Origin of the sequence: Gilliamella apicola, assembly GCF_003202915.1 — a bacterium.
Lineage (GTDB): Bacteria > Pseudomonadota > Gammaproteobacteria > Enterobacterales > Orbaceae > Gilliamella > Gilliamella apicola_Q.
Genome location: NZ_QGLP01000005.1, coordinates 871,388 through 890,954 on the forward strand (window position 1 = coordinate 871,388; position 19,567 = coordinate 890,954).

Here is a 19,567-nt window from a genome sequence, read left to right on the forward strand (position 1 = left end):
ACTTGATATTTAACGAAAATAGTGCCTTATTTTAGCAAAATGCTAGGATTGAGGATCAATAAGTGCGACAAATTGCTCGGCGAATTCATCTACTTTAGCCCAATTTGTATACTCGATCACCTCTTTAGTAACATCGGTATCGCCCTTACCTAACCACATAATAAATCGAATCATATTACGATCGAACCAGTTATACTTAGGATAATAAAGCGCACCAGCGAATACCGCTTTGATAGTTGGTTGCCAGGCAATTTTAGCGAGGAACTTTTTGGTGTATAAATTGGTTTCAGGTGTATTTTTATGCGGTTTCCTCGCCACTACATTCACACCGAAGAATCCCGATTTAAGCGTATTTAATTGCGCAAAATTAGCATCAATAAATTTTTTCATGGTTTTACTGTAAAAACCATATCGAATTGAACAACCTATTAAAACCGCTTGATAGCTACCAAGATCAATCTTACTTCCGGGCAATAACTCAAGCAAATCACAATCACATTTACCCACAAGATGCGTTTTTATTCGCTGCATAATTTTAAGGGTTTGCTTTTCGTGAGTGGTGTAAAGCAGTAAGACCTTCATTTTACGTTTCCTATTAGCGTTTATAAATGTATCCGAGGACAACGGATTGTCGCCTAAAATTTGTCTTAGAAACTATTGCCAAGTTGATATCACATAAACCTATGCCTTCGCAATAGACAAATTAAGAAATAAAAATAACAACATATTATATACCAATATTAAAACAGAAAAACGAATGCGTTAATTTTACTTTTTTATTTTTTAAAAAGAAATGACGGCTTTTTTGGTTAAACCAAGAGTAATCGAGATGGAATTGGTTGATAGAATTTTGTGATATAGCTAGCAATTCACAGAAAAAAAGTTTGAAATACCAAATTTATATCTTTATTATAAAAATTAAATCTGTGTTTTAATCTTTTTTAGCATTAATTTATTGTCTGTTATAGACATTAAGCACTACAAAAAACTATTTATACATCTGGAGATATCTTATGAAAAATACTGTCGCAATATTGGAAAAACCGGGAAAAATGGTTATCAAAGAGACGCAAATGCCTACCCCTAAAGATGATGAAGTTTTAATTGAAGTAAAATATGTTGGTATCTGCGGTTCAGATGTTCATGGATTCGAACACGGCCCCTATATTCCACCTAAAGACCCAAATCAAATTATTGGTTTGGGTCATGAATGTTCCGGAATTATTAAAAAAATCGGTAAAAATGTTAGAAAATTCAAGGTCGGACAACGAGTATGTATAGAACCTGGAGTACCTTGTTATACCTGTGAGTTTTGTTTATCTGGTCATTACAATGTCTGTCCTAATGTTGACTTTATGGCTACTCAGCCCAATTATCGTGGCGCACTTACTAACTATTTAACCCATCCTGAAGCAATGACCTTCCATCTTCCTGAAAACATGTCACTAATAGAAGGTGCACTTGTTGAACCTGCGGCAGTAGGTATTCATGCAGCTAAAATGGCCGGAGATTTATTAGGTAAAACCGTTGTGATTTTAGGTGCTGGCTGTATTGGTCTGATGACACTGCAAGCATGCAAATTGAAAGGCGCGGCAAAAATTGTAATGATCGACATCTTAGACAATCGGTTAACTAAAGCCATTGAACTAGGTGCCACTGCAACCCTCAAAGGTAACGATCCGCAATTAACCGAGAAAGTTAAAAGTATTGTTGGCGAATATGGTGCCGATGTGGTGCTGGAAACTGCTGGTTCAATTTTCACTGCAGAAAAAGCTTTAGAAGTTGTTAAACGCCGAGGAAAAATTCTAATCGTTGGTTCTATTGCGGGTGGTGTTCCTGTTGAATTTTTGAAAATTAATCGTGAAGTCACCATTCAAACTGTTTTCAGATATGCCAATGATTTCCCGGCAACCATAGATTCTATCGCTAATGGAGACTTTGACGTAGATTCAATTGCCGATCGTTTTTTCAATTACCAAGATACTCAGAAGGCCTTTGAATTTTCAGTTAACAACAAAAAAGAGTTAATTAAAGGCGTAATCAAAGTAGCTGATTAAAAAGGAGTTTTGAAATGAGCAGTGTTGAAGTGATTTGTATTGGTGCAGCAATTGTTGATTTACCTTTATATCCGGTAGGTGAACATATCTTTAAAAATGTTTCTTATCCAGTTGATAATATATCAATGACGATAGGCGGAGATGCAATAAATGAAGCAACAATAATTACAAGACTTGGTCACAAAGTATCATTATTTGCGATGGTTGGTAATGATGTTGCAGGTAAATTTATTAAAGATTTTGCCCAACAAAATAATATTATTACAGACAATTTAATAACCCGAGAAGATATCACCACATCTATAAATGTAGGTTTGGTTCAGGAAGATGGTGAGCGAACGTTTGTCACCAATAGAAATGGTAGTCTTTGGAAGATGTCCTTACAAGACATTGAACTGGCTAATATCAAACAAGCAAAAATTTTATCTTTAGCAAGTATTTTCAATAATCCTAAATTGGATAATCACGCATTAGTTTCAATTTTCAAAAAAGCAAAATCTGAACATATGATTATTTGCGCTGATATGGTTAAGAGTCGGTTAGGTGAAGGTTTAACTGATATTGCTGAAGCATTAAGTTATATTGATTACTTCTTCCCCAATTATGATGAAGCATCTGAGCTCACAGGGAAAACAGAACTGAGTGAGATTGCGGATACTTTCATTGCATTAGGGGTAAAGAACGTGCTTATCAAAATTGGAAAAAATGGTTGTTACATTAAAAACCAACATCTAAGCAAAATTGCCCCCGCGTTCAAAAAACCTAAAGGCGTCAAAATTGATACTATCGGCGCAGGCGATAACTTTGCATCAGGATTTATTTCTGCCTTATTAAGAGGACAATCAATTGAAGAGTGTGCGGTATTTGGTAATGCAGTAGCTTCAGTATCAATTGAGTCACTAGGAGCAACAACCGGCGTGAAAAGTCGTAAACAAGTAGAAGAGATGATCGCAATTTATGAAAAAAGTAATGGGAGAGTGAGTTGTGAATAAAATGAAATTAGGTAAAACTGGACTTGATATATCAAGAATTGGCTTAGGAACATGGGCAATTGGTGGCGGTCCCGCTTTTGGCAATCAAGATAATAAACAAGTTTCAATAGAAACAATTAGATATGCACTTGAAAAAAATATAAATTTTTTAGATACCGCTCCGGCTTATAATTTTGGCAATAGTGAGGCAATTGTTGGCGAAGCAATTAAAGAAATACGCGACAAATACATCATTATTACCAAATGTGGTATTACATGGGAACGAGAAGGAAGTTTTTTTAATAAAGTTGGCGAACGCTCTCAATTTAAAAATTTATCAAAAGAATCAATTAGATTAGAAGTTGAGAGCAGTTTAAAACGATTACAAACTGATTATATTGATGTTTATATGACTCATTGGCAATCAGTTGAACCTTTTTTTACACCAATTTCAGAAACCGTTGCAGTGTTAAATGAATTGAAAGCAGAAGGCAAAATAAAGGCAATCGGTGCAGCCAATGTAGATATCAACCATGTCAAAGAATATCTAAAATATGGTCAATTAGATATTGTCCAAGCAAAATACAGTGTATTAGATAGGCAAGTTGAGAAAGAGCTGTTACCTTTGTGTAAGGAACATGATATTACTCTACAAGCTTATTCCCCTTTAGAAATGGGCATTTTAACTGGTGCCATTGAAAAAGATTATATTGCCCCTAAAGGTACAGCAAGATTTGGAAAAAAGTGGTTTGAACCTAAAAATCTATCTAATGCTATTGATATGATGAATAAATGGAAACCATTATGTGAAAAATATCACTGTAGTATCGCCAATCTTGCTATCGCTTGGATACTTGCGCAAGGTGATAATATTAATGTGCTTAGTGGTTCCACCACTAAAGCTGAATTAGATGAAAACAGCAAAGCGACAGATATAAACTTATCTGAACAAGATAAAAATTATATTAGAAAACTAGCCGAAGATATTTCATAAAAATAAGGCTCATTCAGCTGACTAATAAACCTACTAAGTTAAGATAATCAAATTAATTTAGTAGGTTATATGGATAGTTATTTACCATAAGTTAAAACAGAAAATAACGCTATTTGCTCTCTAACTTATCAAACTCAATAATTAATATATTAACTCTATCTGGTTAGTTTTGAGATAAGTAATCCACTCTTTACTCGGCTCTTTATCCGTAATAATGGTGGTAATATTAGATAGATTGGTTAAATGAACAAATGCTTTTTTGTTAAATTTTGATGAATCTGCAAGTAGTATCACTTCTGTAGCTTGCGAGATCATGCGCATTTTTAATTTAGCTTCATCTTCGTTGGAATCGGTAATACCTGTAGCTATATCTAATCCTTTACAACTAATAACGGCGGTATCTACATTATAGTTGCAAATCGATTGCTCAGCTAATGTGCCTTGTAGTGAAAGTGATTGCTTATTAAACATACCGCCAGTAGACAAAATATTCACCGATGACAGCATAAGTTCGCGTAATGCTTCAGTCGAATTAGTAACAATAGTCAAATCATTGCGATCTTTTAATAATTTTAAGGTTTCCATTACGGTCGAACTAGAATCAGCCGATATGGTCGACCTGTTTTTAAGCAGTTGTACAGTTTTAATTGCGATATTCTGTTTTTGCTCAAAATTTTTTTCAGCTCTTTTATAGAACGGGATATTGGATACAATCTCTTCCCCATTAAATACTGCACCGCCATAAGTTCTAGTCGCAAAATTTTCAGCTTCAAGTTTTTCTAAATCTCTTCTTATTGTCTCTTCGGTGACTGAAAACTTTTGGCTTAAATCAGACACTAATACTTTTTTGTCATTAAGTAATAATTGCCTAATAGTTGCTAATCGATTTGTTCCTTTCATAGTATTTAGCTCTGAATTTTGGATTTCATTGCATAATATCATATTTTTTTGCAGAAAAAAAAGTTACTTCTACAACGTTATTCTGTGAAAAAAATAAATAAATTCATTTTTTAAATCAAAAACTATAGAAACTAACACTTCTATAGTTTTTGGGTGGTTAGCCATTATTGCGGGCTTTTGCCTTCAGCACCAAATAGTGTGATTTTTTCAATCGCTCTATTTTTTACTGCGGCTCGAACACTTCTTTCAAGCTCAAGGAAGGATGCATTAACATTTTTTCGAATCGCATCCATAGCAGCCAAACAAAGTTCCGTATGAATATTGATTTTCGAAATACCTAAAGATATTGAAGTTTTGATATCATGATCGGCAATCCCTGATGCGCCATGAAGAACAATTGGAATATCAACAGCATTTCTTACTTTTTCAAGAACATCAAAAGCAATTTTAGGTTCTGAAGAATAAACACCATGCACATTACCAATAGCTACCGCCAAAGAATCACACTGTGTTCTATCAACAAATTCTGCCGCTTGTGAAGGCTCAGTATAATGATAGCCCGATAACGCTTCTTCATAAATAGTTTCATTCCCCACATGCCCTAATTCAGCTTCAACAGGTACACCTAACGGATGAAAATAATCAACAACTTCTTTGGTAAGTTTAATATTCTCTTCAAATGGACAAGCAGAAGCATCTCGCATAACCGAATTCATACCATAATTATAGGCATTTTGAACAATCTCCATACTTCGTCCATGATCCCAATGAGTGATAACTGGAACAGAGGCATTTTTAGCCATCGAAACCATCATTGGTGCGAACTCTTCAAATATAGTATTACCGATAAAACCGGTACCAAAAGAGATAATAATTGGCGCTTTAGTTTCTTCAGCGGCATCAATAACGCCCATTAACATTTCGGCATTCCATACATTAAAATGTGGAATAGCAAAACCGTTCTTTTGTGCAAATTCTTCCCAATATTTTATATTTGCTAACATGTCATCTCCTATTCGTTTTAGTCATTAAAGTCATATGTCAAAATGACTTTAATCGCTTCTTTGTTTGCCATTAACTCAAAACCTTTTTCCCATTCAGATAATCCAAATCTGTGGGTTATCATTGGTTTAACTTTAATTTTTCCATCTGCTAATAATCTAATAGCGTTACGCCAGGTGGTTGAGTCATAAGCCATATGTCCAATAATACTTATTGCCCATGACGTAATATCATTAATTGGATAATTAAAAGGTTTGAAACCCATACCGATTCGAACCACCTCACCATTCGGTCTAAGCATATCAATTGACTGTTTAAGTGCGATATTGGCGCCTGAACACTCCAATACTAGACCTAAATTATCTACGCCACATATTTCCTGACATCGTTTTACAACATCTTCTTTAGAACCATTGACTAAATGCGTGGCACCAAGTTGTTTAGCTACTGCAAAACGTTTCTTGGTATCTTCTTCAAGCCCGACCATGACAATATTTACCGCTCCCATTAGCTTTGCCATCTGCACAGAAAACAATCCCAAAGGACCAGTACCAATAACCACCACATCGTTGCCCGGTAAAAAACTTGAACGTTGAGCAATTGCTTTATAAGCATTGCAGATTGGGTCAAGAACACAGGCTTCTTCATAATCTAAATTTTCAGGGATTTCCCAAATTGCATGTTTATGAATTCTTAGAATTTCACCGGGGATTAAACAATATTTTGAAAACCCACCTCCCCAACGGTTATTATCAAGACCAAGATTTACTTTTTCTTTGCAGGTTAAAAAATCGCCCTTATCACAAGCCGGACATTTACCACAAACATGCCCAGAGTTATCTGAGACAATCCTCTGCCCAACATGCCAATCAGTCACTTTGCTACCAACTTTGACGATTTTCCAGCAAATTCATGACCTCTGATGGAATTAAATTCATCAGAACCATTTTCAACACGAAAATGTTTCATATCAGCACCACAAATAGCCGCGGCTTTAACTTCAATGACAATATCTTCATCACCACAAACCGGCTCAGGAACATCAATTAAACGATATCCACCAAACTCTTTTCCATATCTTGTTAACGCTTTCATAATTCACTCTCCAAATTAACTCTCTTTTTTAACAATATTACCAATATCCTCAACGGATGCGCTCCTCGTCTCAATACCAACAATGGCAATGATTAACGCGGTAGCAATAGCCACGCCACCAAGCAGTAAGAACACGCCAACAACGCCTGAAGTATTTAAAAAATAGGCCACACCATATGGTGCTATGATGCCACTGACTCGCCCGACAGCATTGGCAAGTCCTGCACCACGCATTTTTGCTGCTGTTGGCCATATTTCTGGCACATAAACAGCTGATGCATAACAAACATACATATAAACAAAGGTAATTAAGAAAAATCCCAAGATAGATATTGTGGTCATATCGCTTTGTAATGAATATATATAGCCTAAGACAGCAATAATAATTAATAGACCAATCCCCATGATTTTTCTTGGAATTTTGTCAATAATGAACATCGCAATAAATATGCCGATTGGTGCACCAAACATACTCATCGTATTTAATAAAACTGAATCTTTTAAATTGATACCTTGTTTCAAGAAGATGGTTGGTAGCCAATTAATTAGGGTGTACTGCACGACATTCATTGCGATAAGAACAAATGATCCTAAAATGACACGTTTTAATAATTCCCCTTGAAACAGTTGTGAATAGGAGATATTGGTTTCTTTAGCATTATCCAGTTTCTCATATGGCGGTAATGGTTTACCTGTTTCGGCAACAACACGTTTTTCAATATCTGAAACTATTTTTTCAGCTTCGGCATATCTACCTTGAGATTCAAGCCATCGAGGCGATTCAGGAAAATGACGATAGGTAACCCAAAAGAGTATAGTCGATAATAAAGCGGGAACTAAAAGCTGTATACGCCAATTCATTTCCGGGGCGATAGCCGGAGTAATAGCCATAGCAATCAATGAACAAACAGGATAAGACCAATTGCCTATAAACGAAGCACGAGCAGACCATGTTCCCCTTGTTTTACTAGGAACATATTCAGTAAAACCGGCAAATAATGTTACTAGTAAGGCACCTAGGGCAAATCCCATAACAAATCGACAGGCAATTAAGAACGTCATATTAGGTGACATAGCACCAATAACCATCGAAATAATATGGATAAAAACAAAAAGCAGGTAGCTTTTTCTTCTGCCAATCCTATCGCCAATAATCCCGCCAATAAAAGCACCAAAAAACATACCAGCTGTAGTTAGCGACGAAAAGATCGCGGTAATGTTATTGTTCGTCCAACCAATTTCTTGCAATTGGGCGAGCATTAAACCACCAATTGCATTACTCCAACTAACCAACAAACCAAAAGCGACTAAACCAAAAATTTTCCATTGATTTTTGCTTGTTGGTAACCTATCTAATCTTGCCCCACAATAGGGTTTTGTTATCTCATTCATTGCTTCCAACCTTATTCAATTAAGCCAAACAACCAAGCGATTAATTATTAATTAACAATCACCTTTTTTTGAAAACAGACAAAATATGACACCATTGTTTTTTAAAGTCAACATAAATTCTTTTATACAAAGATTTCATGTTGGGTTGTGATGTTGTTATTTTTGAATAAACGAATTGAATAAAATTTAATTATAATCATTATATTATGTAAATAATTAAAAATTAAAAAACCATATGTATTGATATACCTCACCAATAACATTCTGCAAATTTTGTGAAATGGCGCACATAAAAAAGATTTTTTGTTTGAATTAATCATTTTTTCTTGGAATATTACATTATTATTTTGATTAATCATTAGGGATATTAATGATTACTTAATATTTATTGCTATGAGTGAAGCGAATTAGCAAAAGCATAGAAAAATTGACAGTTGCAATAGAGTTTTATCTTTTAAAAATTAAATGATTAGGAGCAATAATGAGTAATTTAGCAGCACGACTTGATCGACTCCCGATCAGTTCTTTTCATCGAAATTTACTGATTATTATTGGTGGAGGAATGTTTTTTGACGGTTTTGATAATTATCTGGCTAATTCGGTTTTAAGTATTTTAATTGAGGAAAACTGGTCTACATTACATTTAAATGCCTGTTTTTTATCTGGAACATCATTAGGCATGTTACTCGGCTCAATTATGGCTGGATACCTTGGTGATAAACATGGCCGAAAATCTACCTATCAAATTAATTTGCTAATATTTGGTTTTGCATCAATTGCCTGTGCTTTGACACCTGATATGTACTGGTTAATTTTCTTTAGATTTTTAACTGGTATTGGATTAGGTGCTGAAATTGTTGTCGGTTATGGTTTACTGAGTGAATTTATCCCGCCTTCCCACCGTGGTCGTTGGGGAGCTCTCATGTCATTTATTGGTCAATTTGGTCTATTTTTTGTTACCTTTACTAGCTGGCTAATCATTCCATTAGCCGGCTGGCGAACAATGTTTGTGATTGCTGGTCTTGGTGGATTATTAGTATATATAGCTCGCAAGCAACTACCTGAATCACCTCGATGGTTAAGTAGAAAAGGACGAAAACAAGAAGCGGAAATCATTGTCAGTAATATTGAAAATAAGTATTACCAAGGTAATTTACCGACACCCAATACTGATAACCACTCAAATTTATATATTAAACCTAAAATTAGTGTTTTTGAGCCACGTTTTCGTAAACGAATATTTTTAGGGTCACTAATGATGGTAGTACAGAGTATTTCTATTTATGGTTTTGTCGCTTGGCTACCGTCCTTAATGGTAAGTCAAGGAATATCGGCTAATCTATCACTAACTATCACTGTACTTATGACCTTAGGGGGACCAACCGGAGCAGTTTTTGCCTATTGCTTAACAGACAAAATAGGACGAAAACCGGCAATAATCTTAGGTTCCTTACTTGCAGCATTATCAGGGATTTTATACGCACTTAGTTCATCACAATTATATGCCACACTTTGTGGTTTTGTTACCTTTTCGTTAATCTATTATTTGGTTTCGGTAATCCAAGCCGGTTATATCCCTGAACTTTTTCCAACCGATGTTAGAATGCGGTTATCGGCAATTTGCGTCATCTGTGGTCGTATATCCTCAATTATCATGCCATTCTTTGTCGTCTTGTTGTATAACTATGGCGGTATATTAATGGTAACCTCGTTGATCGCTATTTTGTTATGCATACAAGCTATAGCCGTCTATAGTTTGGGTATTGAGACCTATAACAAAAGCCTGGAGTCAATTTAGTAATAAAATTTCGGCGCAAAGATTAGCGGTATAGATAATCGTAAAACTTTTTTTAGGATAAAAATTAACAATTTCGGGGTGATTTCGTGGAAAACTTTGATTATAGTATTAGCCTTATTTAACCAGACCGGAACTGATTATGGCAATTTCACCTCCAAAGCGCAGTGCTATTATTTTGGCGGCAGGAAAAGGCACACGGATGTATTCCAACCTACCTAAAGTTTTACATAAAATCGGCGGTAAACCGATGTTACAACATGTTATTGATACCGTTCAACAACTTAATACCGATCGCATCAATATTGTTTATGGTCATGGCAAAAGCGAGCTGGAACAATCGCTACAAGATCAACCTGTACAACTGGTTTATCAAGCTAAACAGTTGGGTACAGGACATGCTGTTCAACAAGCTATTCCTTTTATTGAAGATGATGAAGATATCTTAATTTTATATGGTGATACACCTCTTATCTCAATTGAAACCTTGCAAAATCTCATCGCCAGTAAACCGCAAGAAGGTATTGCCTTATTGACGGTGATTTTAGATGATCCAACTGGCTATGGTCGAATCGAACGTAAAGACGGTAAAGTGGTCGCTATTGTTGAACAAAAAGATGCCAATGCTGAACAGCAAAAAATTACTGAAATTAATACTGGTATCATGCTGGTAACTGGTAAATTACTTAAACAGTGGCTATCGCGCTTAACCAATAACAACGCGCAAAAAGAGTTCTATTTAACCGATATTATCGCCTTTGCTCACCAAGATGGTTATGAAATTTTGACTTCACAGCCAATAAAACAATTCGAAGTCGAAGGTGTTAACAACCGCTTGCAGTTAGCAACCTTAGAGCGCCATTATCAACAGCATCAAGCCGAGCAACTTTTACTTGCTGGCGTTACACTACTTGACCCTGCACGCTTTGATTTACGCGGTAAGTTAACCCATGGCAAGGATGTCATAATTGATACTAATGTGATTATTCAAGGTGAGGTTAAGTTAGGAAACAATGTCTTTATCGGTGCCGGCTCTATTTTGAAAAACTGCGCCATTGCTGATAACAGCGGAATTAGTCCTTACACAGTAATTGAAGATTCAGTCATTGCCGAACACTGTACTATCGGCCCTTTTGCCCGAATACGACCAGGTAGCCAACTTGATGATCATGCGCATGTAGGTAACTTTGTCGAATTGAAAAAGGCCCATCTTGGTAAGTCCAGCAAAGCAGGACATCTAAGTTATTTAGGTGATAGTGAAATTGGTAGCAACGTCAACATTGGCGCCGGCACAATTACCTGTAACTATGATGGTGCCAACAAATTTAAAACCGTGATTGCTGATGACGTGTTTGTCGGTTCTGACAGCCAACTTATTGCACCTGTCAAAATCGGTAAAGGGGCAACCATTGCCGCGGGGACAACGGTAACCAATGATGTCAATGACAATGAACTGGTGGTTAGTCGCGTAAAACAGAGACAACTTGCTGGTTGGAAAAGACCAACTAAATTGAAAGAGGAATAAATAATGTGTGGTATTGTCGGTGCTATCGCCAAGCGTGATGTGGCAGAAATATTATTAGAAGGGTTAAAACGATTAGAATATCGTGGTTATGATTCTGCTGGACTGGCAATTATCTCACCTATTGGTGAGTTACAGCGAGTAAGACGTGTCGGAAAAGTAAAGGCGCTTAAAGATGCACTAGACGAGCATCCAATCAAAGGGTCAACAGGGATTGCGCATACTCGTTGGGCAACGCACGGCGAACCAGTCGAACACAATGCCCACCCACATGTATCGGGCTTTATTGCTGTTGTACATAATGGCATTATCGAAAATTTTGAGCCGCTACGTGAAAAACTCATCGCAAAAGGTTACCAATTTCGTTCAGAAACCGATACTGAAGTTATTGCTCACTTAATTCACGATATTATTACAACCGAAGATTGCTCACTGTTCGAAGCGGTACAAAAAGCAATCCCACAATTACGCGGTGCTTATGGCACTGTGGTAATGGATACTCGCAATCCAGACATTTTAGTCGCAGCCCGATCAGGTAGCCCATTAGTAATTGGTTGTGGTGTTGGCGAAAACTTTATTGCCTCAGATCAGCTAGCGTTATTACCGGTTACTCGGCAATTTATCTTTTTAGAAGAAGGTGATATTGCACTAGTCACCCATCGCACAGTAACCATCTTTGACAAAAATTATCAAGAAGTTGATCGTCCTTGTATTGAGTCTGACGCTAAATATGACGCTGGCAGCAAAGCCGGCTTCAACCACTACATGCAAAAAGAGATTTACGAACAACCTAATGCCATCAAAAATACCCTTGAAGGCCGAATGGCACATGGTAAAGTGGATTTATCTGAACTTGGAGCCGATGCTGAAAATATTCTTAAACAAGTTGAACATGTGCAAATCGTCGCTTGTGGCACCGCTTATAATGCTGGTATGGTGGCTCGTTATTGGTTTGAAGCCTTGGCCGGTATTCCTTGTGACGTTGAAATCGCCTCAGAATTCCGCTATCGAAACCCCGCGCGTCGTAAAAACAGTTTATTTATCACCCTTTCACAATCAGGTGAAACGGCAGATACCCTTGCGGCATTACGCTTAGCAAAAGAGAATAATTACCTAAGTACCCTTGCCGTCTGTAATGTAGCGGCCTCTACTCTAGTGCGTGAAGCGGATTTAGTGTTATTGACCAAAGCTGGCGTTGAAATTGGCGTTGCTTCAACTAAAGCCTTTACCACTCAATTGACGGTATTATTACTTTTAGTGGCCAAATTAGGGCGACTTAATAACATGGCCGAAATCACCGAACAAGCGATCGTCCATGCCTTGCAAACTTTACCAAACCGCATTGAACAAGTGTTAATGGCCGAACCTATAATCAAAAAACTTGCAGGCCACTTTGTCAATAAACACCATGCACTATTTTTAGGCCGTGGCGACGAGTACCCAATCGCCATGGAAGCGTCATTAAAATTAAAAGAGATCTCCTACATTCATGCCGAAGCTTACGCCGCTGGTGAATTAAAACATGGTCCTTTAGCGTTAATTGATGCCGATATGCCAGTGATTGTAATGGCGCCGACGAATGACTTACTTGAAAAACTTAAAGCCAATATTGAAGAAGTGCGTGCCCGTGGTGGTCAACTTTATGTGTTTGCCGAGCAAGATGCAGGTTTTGTCAGTGACGATACTATGCATATTATCAACTTACCCCATATTGAAGAATTTACTGCGCCAATCTACTACACAGTTCCGACGCAATTACTTGCTTATCATGTCGCCCTAATTAAAGGTACCGATGTCGACCAACCACGTAACCTAGCAAAATCGGTGACAGTGGAGTAATTTATTAGATTAAATGTGAGGACTTAATATATATAGTTATGATATCATCATCAAAATTAGAGTTCTCACATTAAATCAATTGGATAAAGAAAAAGAAAAAGAATATCGCAACGATATGAATATTTATTTCTTGCGAATTAATCGATTTAGAATGATGAGACGCTTCTGGCATATAAAAATTATCTAATTATTAAACAATTCCCCATCTACTTCAACATACATATATTGACTAATAAGACTTAGCACAATCACTATTAATTGTTTACCTTATGCATACTAATATTCTAACTTTCGTGTTATAGACATATCTAATTCACTATCACCGTTAAAACATTGGCTAACAGTCCAATCACCGTGTTCATTATATTGACTATAATAACAAGTCGATGTTCGATATTTAGACTCATTGATATCTTTGGGTAACGATGCAGTGTTTCCGTTTAGTAATGGATCCTCCTGTTTTGAAATGGAAGAAACCAATCTATTTTCATCATCATAATAATATAAATTTGTTGACAGAAAAGTAAGTATTTTTTTGGGCCTAATGGTTTCAATTTCTCGTTCGTTATGCTGAATAAGATTATTGTTTTTATCATATAAATAAGTTCCTATATAATTTTTCCCATCTACATTTTCATTTGAAGAAATCAATTTTCCTTGTTCATCATATTTATAATAAGAAGTTATTTTTTGGTTAGAATCTTTAATTTCTGTAACGTTTTTTTGATCATCAAACTGCACTGAATAATTAACGAAAGTTCCTTTTTCATTTCGTGTTAAAACTTGCATCTTATAATCCATAATCAGACCTTTTTTATCAGGAGCAGATTCTTCTATAATAAGACCATTATCATCTGAATATACTTCTAAATTACTGACTGAAGATGTTGGTTGGATATTTTCAATAAGTAATTCTTGTTTTTTTATAGGAACAGAATGCGGAATATACTCAGGAAAAAGAAGAAAGAGATAATTATTAGTAACACGAATATGGTTACGTTCATCATCAACAGATGCGAAGGCATAAAAATTAAAAAAACAGCATACTACTAATAAAAGCTTTTTCATCTATATTCTCTTTTTATTGTTAATATCTTAACTATTTTTATCATAAACAAATTTTTAATTAAATATAGTAAAGGATAATATTCATTTTAATATAATCACCAATACTCTATTTCTCTCTTAAAATCGCCTAGATTTTTTTTGTTTGCGGAACAATAACCTTTTGTCCAATCACCATACTTGTTATGGTTGATGAAAAAACAATCCATATTAATTCTGTTTTTGGTCTCAGCTAAATACATCGATTGTTTTGTTTGAATTATTCTATTTTCATCATCATATATATATTCTATTATTTCATTGCTGGTTTCATCTGATGAAAAAAGTTCTGGGTCTTCAACATTTTCACTCTTAATTAATTTAGCTAAATTTTGATTTGTATAATCAATTTTATTCATTACAAAAAAAGCATTAACTTTTTCTAAAAAATTGATTAATCTTTTCTTCTCATCATAAATATAGTTGGTATTAATATCAAAAAAGTCATTTTTAGATAACGACTCTTTTTGGATATCATTATTTTCATTGAAAGTAATATCATACTTAGAAATCTGAGTTGACTTTGCTTCAGAACTCGAATTAACAAAAGAGTTACTAATCAATCTAAATTTTTTCTCATAATCAATTAGCCACAAACCTAGATTTTTTTTATTAATAAAAGTAATAAAACCATTTTTTTGGCATTCTATAATTGTATTTTTCCCAGCAACTTTAGTAAATGGAAGGTTAAAAGGTATCGTTGAGGAAATTTCTTGTCTTTTTATCGTAGTTGAATGAGGAGATAATTCAGGATAAGAGTATATTAAATAATTGTTATATACTTTTATATTTACTTCGGAATAAGAATAATAACTACAAGTAAATAACACGATAAATATTAATTTTTTCATACCTAGTACTTTCCTATATCCATTATTTTTACGTTACAAATGTTATACAATCTTTACTGATTATACACGCTATCAATTATAAGCGTTGTTAAATTGGATTAATAAAAGCAAAGTGAGTATGAATATTTACTAATCTATTACTTAAGCAACTTTATAAAGTCTCAAAATTATTTAGCAAATTGATTTTTTAGTCTAAATTGGTGGATTATGCTGCAGTGTTTTTTTTGCCGAAAATTAAAAATAAAATAACCGCAATGAATAGTAATATTATATGGAAGAAAAGAAACACTTGATAACTGCTAATACCACTACTATTTGCTAAAGCAGCTAACACCGGAGAAAAAAATGCGGTACTGATAATATTAATACCGAATATAGTAGTAGAAATAGTCGGTTGTTTAACAAAAGTAATTAACGCCAATAAACTACATAACATAGCTAAAAGTAAACCGAAAAGTGGAATAAAAACAGATATTATGGCTAAAATTAATCCAAAAATTGAGAGAGCTTTCATTTTACCTCTAACTAAAATAATGATTTTTCATCGAATCCATTAAATGAAATATGACAAAACTGGTTTGCATCTATAGCAAGCGCATAATAACAAATTTTCATCCGAGATAAAACTATTCTTAATAATTTCAATAAAATACTGATAACGCATCAATAAATTATCATGTTTACCTTTACTTTACTCTGATAGCCATCAATTCCATTCACTTATACAACGGCCAATGCCCCATTCTTGTAGTTACTCAAGGTAAAAGTGTGATCTAAATCACAAAATCAGAAAATACCCCGCTTTTAACAATGTGACATTAGTCACATTTTTTGATTATTTTTGATGAATCTACTAACTAAATACTTCTACAATAGCTGCATAATGATTATGTCAATCAATAAGGAAAGATTAATATGACAACATCAAACATTAAACTAAAAGTCCAAAATTTTGGGCGGTTTTTAAGCAACATGGTGATGCCCAATATTGGAGCATTTATTGCTTGGGGCTTTATAACCGCTATTTTTTTATATAACTCTAATGATCCCAGTGCTGGGGGATGGTTTCCAAATCAAGGGGTATCAACTGCTTTTATCAACCCAATGATCACCTACCTACTTCCACTACTAATTGGTTATACAGGGGGTAAATTAGTTTATGGAGAACGAGGGGGGGTAGTTGGTGCGGTTACCACAATTGGCGTAATTGTCGGTGTATCTATTCCAATGTTTTTAGGTGCAATGATTTCTGGTCCTTTAGGTGGATGGTGTATTAAACAATTCGATAAATTAATTGATGGCAAAATCAAAAGTGGCTTTGAAATGTTAGTTAATAACTTTTCAGCTGGCATTATTGGTATGATTCTTGCCCTTATCGGTTATTTCGGAATTGGCCCTGCTGTTGCTTCATTAACTAATGTACTTATTGTTGCTGTACAATTCATGGTAGATCATGGCCTATTACCACTGACTTCAATCCTTGTTGAACCAGCAAAAATACTATTTCTCAATAACGCGATCAATCACGGCGTATTTACATCTCTAGGTGTAACACAAGTAGCAGAAACAGGTAAATCTATCTTCTTCTTGATTGAAGCAAACCCGGGACCAGGCTTAGGTTTATTACTTGCTTATATGTGCTTCGGTAAAGGTGCAGCAAAAGGATCAGCTAGTGGTGCGGCAATCATTCACTTCTTTGGTGGCATCCATGAAATTTACTTCCCTTATGTCTTAATGAATCCTAGACTAATTATCGCTGTGATTTTAGGCGGTATGACTGGTGTATTTACTTTAACATTATTTAACGCTGGTTTAACTGCTCCAGCATCACCAGGCTCTATCTTCGCTGTAATGAGTATGGCAAAAGGTTCATATTTAGGAGTAACGGTATCTGTACTTGCAGCAACCACAGTATCATTTATTGTGTCCGCAATTTTATTAAAAACTACAAAAGATAATGGTAAAAGTTTAGATGAAGCAAAATCTGATGTCACTGCAATGAAAAGTGAAGCCAAAGGAGAAAGTGGTAAACTAGACCTTGCTAACGTGAAAAAAATTATCGTTGCTTGTGATGCTGGTATGGGTTCAAGTGCGATGGGCGCCGGCGTACTACGTAAAAAAATAGAAGATACTCATCTAGATATTAACGTGACCAACCTAGCGATTAATAATTTGCCAACAGATGCGGATATCATCATCACCCACAAAGACTTAACGGCACGTGCTAAACAATATGCACCTAACGCTTATCATATTTCATTAACTAACTTTTTAGATAGTGATTTATATAATCAATTGGTGAATGATTTAATCAAGGCAAGAGGTCAAGAGGTCGCGCCCACTACGCAATCAAAAACAGACAGCCAACAACCGTTATTTAAATTGAATGAAACAAATATCTTTTTAGGTCTAACCGCACAAACTAAAGAAGAAGCTATTCGCTTTGCAGGTCAAAAATTGGTTGAAAAAGGTTATGTGAAACCGACTTATGTCGAAGCTATGTTAGAACGTGAACGTCTGACTTCCACTTACTTAGGCGAATCAATTGCAGTTCCACATGGCACAATTGAGGCTAAGGATGATGTCATTAATACTGGTATCGTATTTTGCCAATACCCAGCAGGTGTACAATTTGGTGAAGAGGAGCAGGACAAAGCTAAAATTGTAATTGGTATTGCCGCTCGCAACAATGAACATCTTGATGTTATCGCTAAATTAACCAATGCACTTGATGACGAAAAGATTATTGCAAAATTGGCTACCACTAATAATATTCAAGAAGTTTTAGCAATATTAAGCTAATACAACTTAACTACTTCCTGATTAGCTAGGAAGTAGTCTAACACATTAAAAATGATTTGAGATTAAGGGTTTTATTATGCAAGCATTACATTTTGGCGCCGGCAATATCGGCCGTGGTTTTATTGGTAAACTATTATCTGATGCAGGTGTACATGTCACCTTCGCTGATGTTAATCAACAAGTGATTGATGAACTAGCGAGTCGTCATCAATATCCAGTCAATGTGGTCGGTGAACAATCGGTGAGCGAAATTGTTAAGAATGTTGATGCCATCAACAGCACCTCGCCTAAAGTCAGTGATTACATTGCCAAGGTCGATCTGGTTACAACTGCTGTGGGTCCTCAAATTTTAGCTCGTATTGCGCAAAGTGTTGCACAAGGTATTATCGCCCGCCATGCATCAGGTAACAATGCTCCACTCAATATTATTGCTTGTGAAAACATGGTGCGCGGCACTAGCCAGTTTAAACAAGAAATTGTTAAATATTTACCTGATGATCTACATCAATGGGTTAATGAGCATATTGGCTTTGTTGATTCAGCCGTGGATCGTATCGTACCGCCAGCAACGTCTAAAACAGGTGATATTTTAGAGGTGACGGTTGAAACTTTCTCTGAATGGATTGTCGATAAAACCCAATTTATTGGTGAAATCCCGCAAATCAAAGGTATGGAACCTGTTGATAACCTAATGGCCTTTGTGGAGCGTAAATTATTTACTCTAAATACTGGACATGCTATTACGGCCTATTTAGGTTTCTACAACAATATTGCTACCATCCGTGATGCGATCTTGAATGATAAAATTCGTAAAATTGTTCGTGGCGCTATGGAAGAAAGTGGTCAAGTGCTAATCAAACGTTATCATTTTGATCCTGTCAAACATCAAGCATATATTGAAAAAATCTTAAGCCGTTTTGAAAATCCTTATCTCCACGATGATACTGCCCGAGTAGGTCGCCAACCCCTACGCAAATTAAGCCGGGGCGATCGTTTAATCAAACCGTTGTTGGGCACCTTTGAATATCAACTTGGCAACCAAAATTTACTTATTGGTATTGCTGCAGCGCTTAACTATCGCAATAATGACGACGAACAAGCTATCGATTTAGCCAATCAAATTGCTAACAGCAGCTTAAAACAAGCATTTTGTAGTATTTCTGAAATCGAAAGTGATAATCCAGTTGTTAGCCAAATAGAACAACTTTATACTGCTATGCAAAATCATCAATTTTAAGTGACA

15 protein-coding genes and 1 pseudogene are annotated in these 19,567 nt (G+C 35.5%); 8 read left to right on the forward strand and 8 right to left on the reverse strand.

Annotated features, from left to right (window positions below; translation table 11 throughout):
• Positions 1-42: 42 nt before the first annotated feature.
• Positions 43-582 (reverse strand): menaquinone-dependent protoporphyrinogen IX dehydrogenase, encoded by a 540-nt coding sequence (gene hemG, locus DKK79_RS10160; protein WP_110423963.1) that lies wholly within the window; start codon positions 580-582, stop codon positions 43-45.
• Positions 583-1,013: 431 nt separating this feature from the next.
• On the opposite strand from hemG, the gene DKK79_RS10165 reads away from it, so the two are divergent.
• From DKK79_RS10165 to DKK79_RS10175, 3 genes are read left to right on the forward strand one after another with little or no spacing between them, the layout of a single operon-like run.
• Positions 1,014-2,057 (forward strand): NAD(P)-dependent alcohol dehydrogenase, encoded by a 1,044-nt coding sequence (locus DKK79_RS10165; protein ID WP_110423964.1) that lies wholly within the window; start codon positions 1,014-1,016, stop codon positions 2,055-2,057.
• Between the two features lie 14 nt (positions 2,058-2,071).
• On the forward strand, positions 2,072-3,049 hold the full coding sequence (locus tag DKK79_RS10170) for a carbohydrate kinase family protein (RefSeq protein ID WP_110423965.1): 978 nt from the start codon (positions 2,072-2,074) through the stop codon (positions 3,047-3,049).
• A complete protein-coding gene (locus tag DKK79_RS10175) occupies positions 3,042-4,022 on the forward strand; it encodes an aldo/keto reductase (RefSeq protein ID WP_110423966.1) in 981 nt (326 codons plus the stop codon). The genes DKK79_RS10170 and DKK79_RS10175 overlap by 8 nt, the downstream gene beginning before the upstream one ends.
• A gap of 141 nt (positions 4,023-4,163) precedes the next feature.
• Here DKK79_RS10175 and DKK79_RS10180 read toward each other — a convergent pair whose 3' ends face one another.
• From DKK79_RS10180 to DKK79_RS10195, 4 genes and pseudogenes are all read right to left on the reverse strand, one after another.
• Positions 4,164-4,922 (reverse strand): DeoR/GlpR family DNA-binding transcription regulator, encoded by a 759-nt coding sequence (locus DKK79_RS10180; protein WP_110423967.1) that lies wholly within the window; start codon positions 4,920-4,922, stop codon positions 4,164-4,166.
• A 164-nt stretch (positions 4,923-5,086) separates the two neighbouring features.
• Positions 5,087-5,926 (reverse strand): class II fructose-bisphosphate aldolase, encoded by an 840-nt coding sequence (locus DKK79_RS10185; RefSeq protein ID WP_086359558.1) that lies wholly within the window; start codon positions 5,924-5,926, stop codon positions 5,087-5,089.
• Positions 5,927-5,943: 17 nt separating this feature from the next.
• Positions 5,944-7,019, reverse strand: a pseudogene (locus DKK79_RS10190) (zinc-binding dehydrogenase).
• A gap of 15 nt (positions 7,020-7,034) precedes the next feature.
• Entirely contained in the window at positions 7,035-8,411 is a 1,377-nt protein-coding gene (locus tag DKK79_RS10195; RefSeq protein WP_110423968.1) for an MFS transporter, read from the reverse strand.
• A gap of 481 nt (positions 8,412-8,892) precedes the next feature.
• On the opposite strand from DKK79_RS10195, the gene DKK79_RS10200 reads away from it, so the two are divergent.
• The 3 genes from DKK79_RS10200 to glmS all read left to right on the forward strand — a co-directional run bounded on the left by DKK79_RS10200 (position 8,893) and on the right by glmS (position 13,567).
• Entirely contained in the window at positions 8,893-10,209 is a 1,317-nt protein-coding gene (locus DKK79_RS10200; RefSeq protein WP_110423969.1) for an MFS transporter, read from the forward strand.
• A gap of 139 nt (positions 10,210-10,348) precedes the next feature.
• On the forward strand, positions 10,349-11,731 hold the full coding sequence (gene glmU / locus DKK79_RS10205; RefSeq protein WP_110423970.1) for a bifunctional UDP-N-acetylglucosamine diphosphorylase/glucosamine-1-phosphate N-acetyltransferase GlmU: 1,383 nt from the start codon (positions 10,349-10,351) through the stop codon (positions 11,729-11,731).
• 3 nt (positions 11,732-11,734) lie between these two features.
• Positions 11,735-13,567 carry a glutamine--fructose-6-phosphate transaminase (isomerizing) gene (gene glmS / locus DKK79_RS10210; protein WP_110423971.1) on the forward strand — a complete coding sequence of 611 codons (1,833 nt, stop codon included), beginning with the start codon at positions 11,735-11,737 and terminating at the stop codon, positions 13,565-13,567.
• A gap of 276 nt (positions 13,568-13,843) precedes the next feature.
• Here glmS and DKK79_RS10215 read toward each other — a convergent pair whose 3' ends face one another.
• The 3 genes from DKK79_RS10215 to DKK79_RS10225 all read right to left on the reverse strand — a co-directional run bounded on the left by DKK79_RS10215 (position 13,844) and on the right by DKK79_RS10225 (position 16,036).
• Positions 13,844-14,635: a hypothetical protein gene (locus DKK79_RS10215; RefSeq protein WP_110423972.1), complete on the reverse strand. Its 792-nt coding sequence runs from the start codon at positions 14,633-14,635 to the stop codon at positions 13,844-13,846.
• A 95-nt stretch (positions 14,636-14,730) separates the two neighbouring features.
• Entirely contained in the window at positions 14,731-15,522 is a 792-nt protein-coding gene (locus DKK79_RS10220) for a hypothetical protein (protein WP_110423973.1), read from the reverse strand.
• Between the two features lie 205 nt (positions 15,523-15,727).
• Positions 15,728-16,036: a hypothetical protein gene (locus tag DKK79_RS10225; protein ID WP_110423974.1), complete on the reverse strand. Its 309-nt coding sequence runs from the start codon at positions 16,034-16,036 to the stop codon at positions 15,728-15,730.
• Positions 16,037-16,437: 401 nt separating this feature from the next.
• Between DKK79_RS10225 and DKK79_RS10230 the strand changes: the two genes are divergently transcribed.
• Together DKK79_RS10230 and DKK79_RS10235 are read left to right on the forward strand one after the other, a co-directional pair.
• The gene (locus DKK79_RS10230; RefSeq protein WP_110423975.1) at positions 16,438-18,324 is read left to right on the forward strand and encodes a PTS mannitol transporter subunit IICBA; all 1,887 of its coding nucleotides are present in this window, start codon (positions 16,438-16,440) and stop codon (positions 18,322-18,324) included.
• A gap of 76 nt (positions 18,325-18,400) precedes the next feature.
• Complete coding sequence (locus DKK79_RS10235) at positions 18,401-19,561, forward strand: mannitol-1-phosphate 5-dehydrogenase (protein WP_110423976.1); 1,161 nt, start codon at positions 18,401-18,403, stop codon at positions 19,559-19,561.
• Positions 19,562-19,567 lie beyond the last annotated feature (6 nt).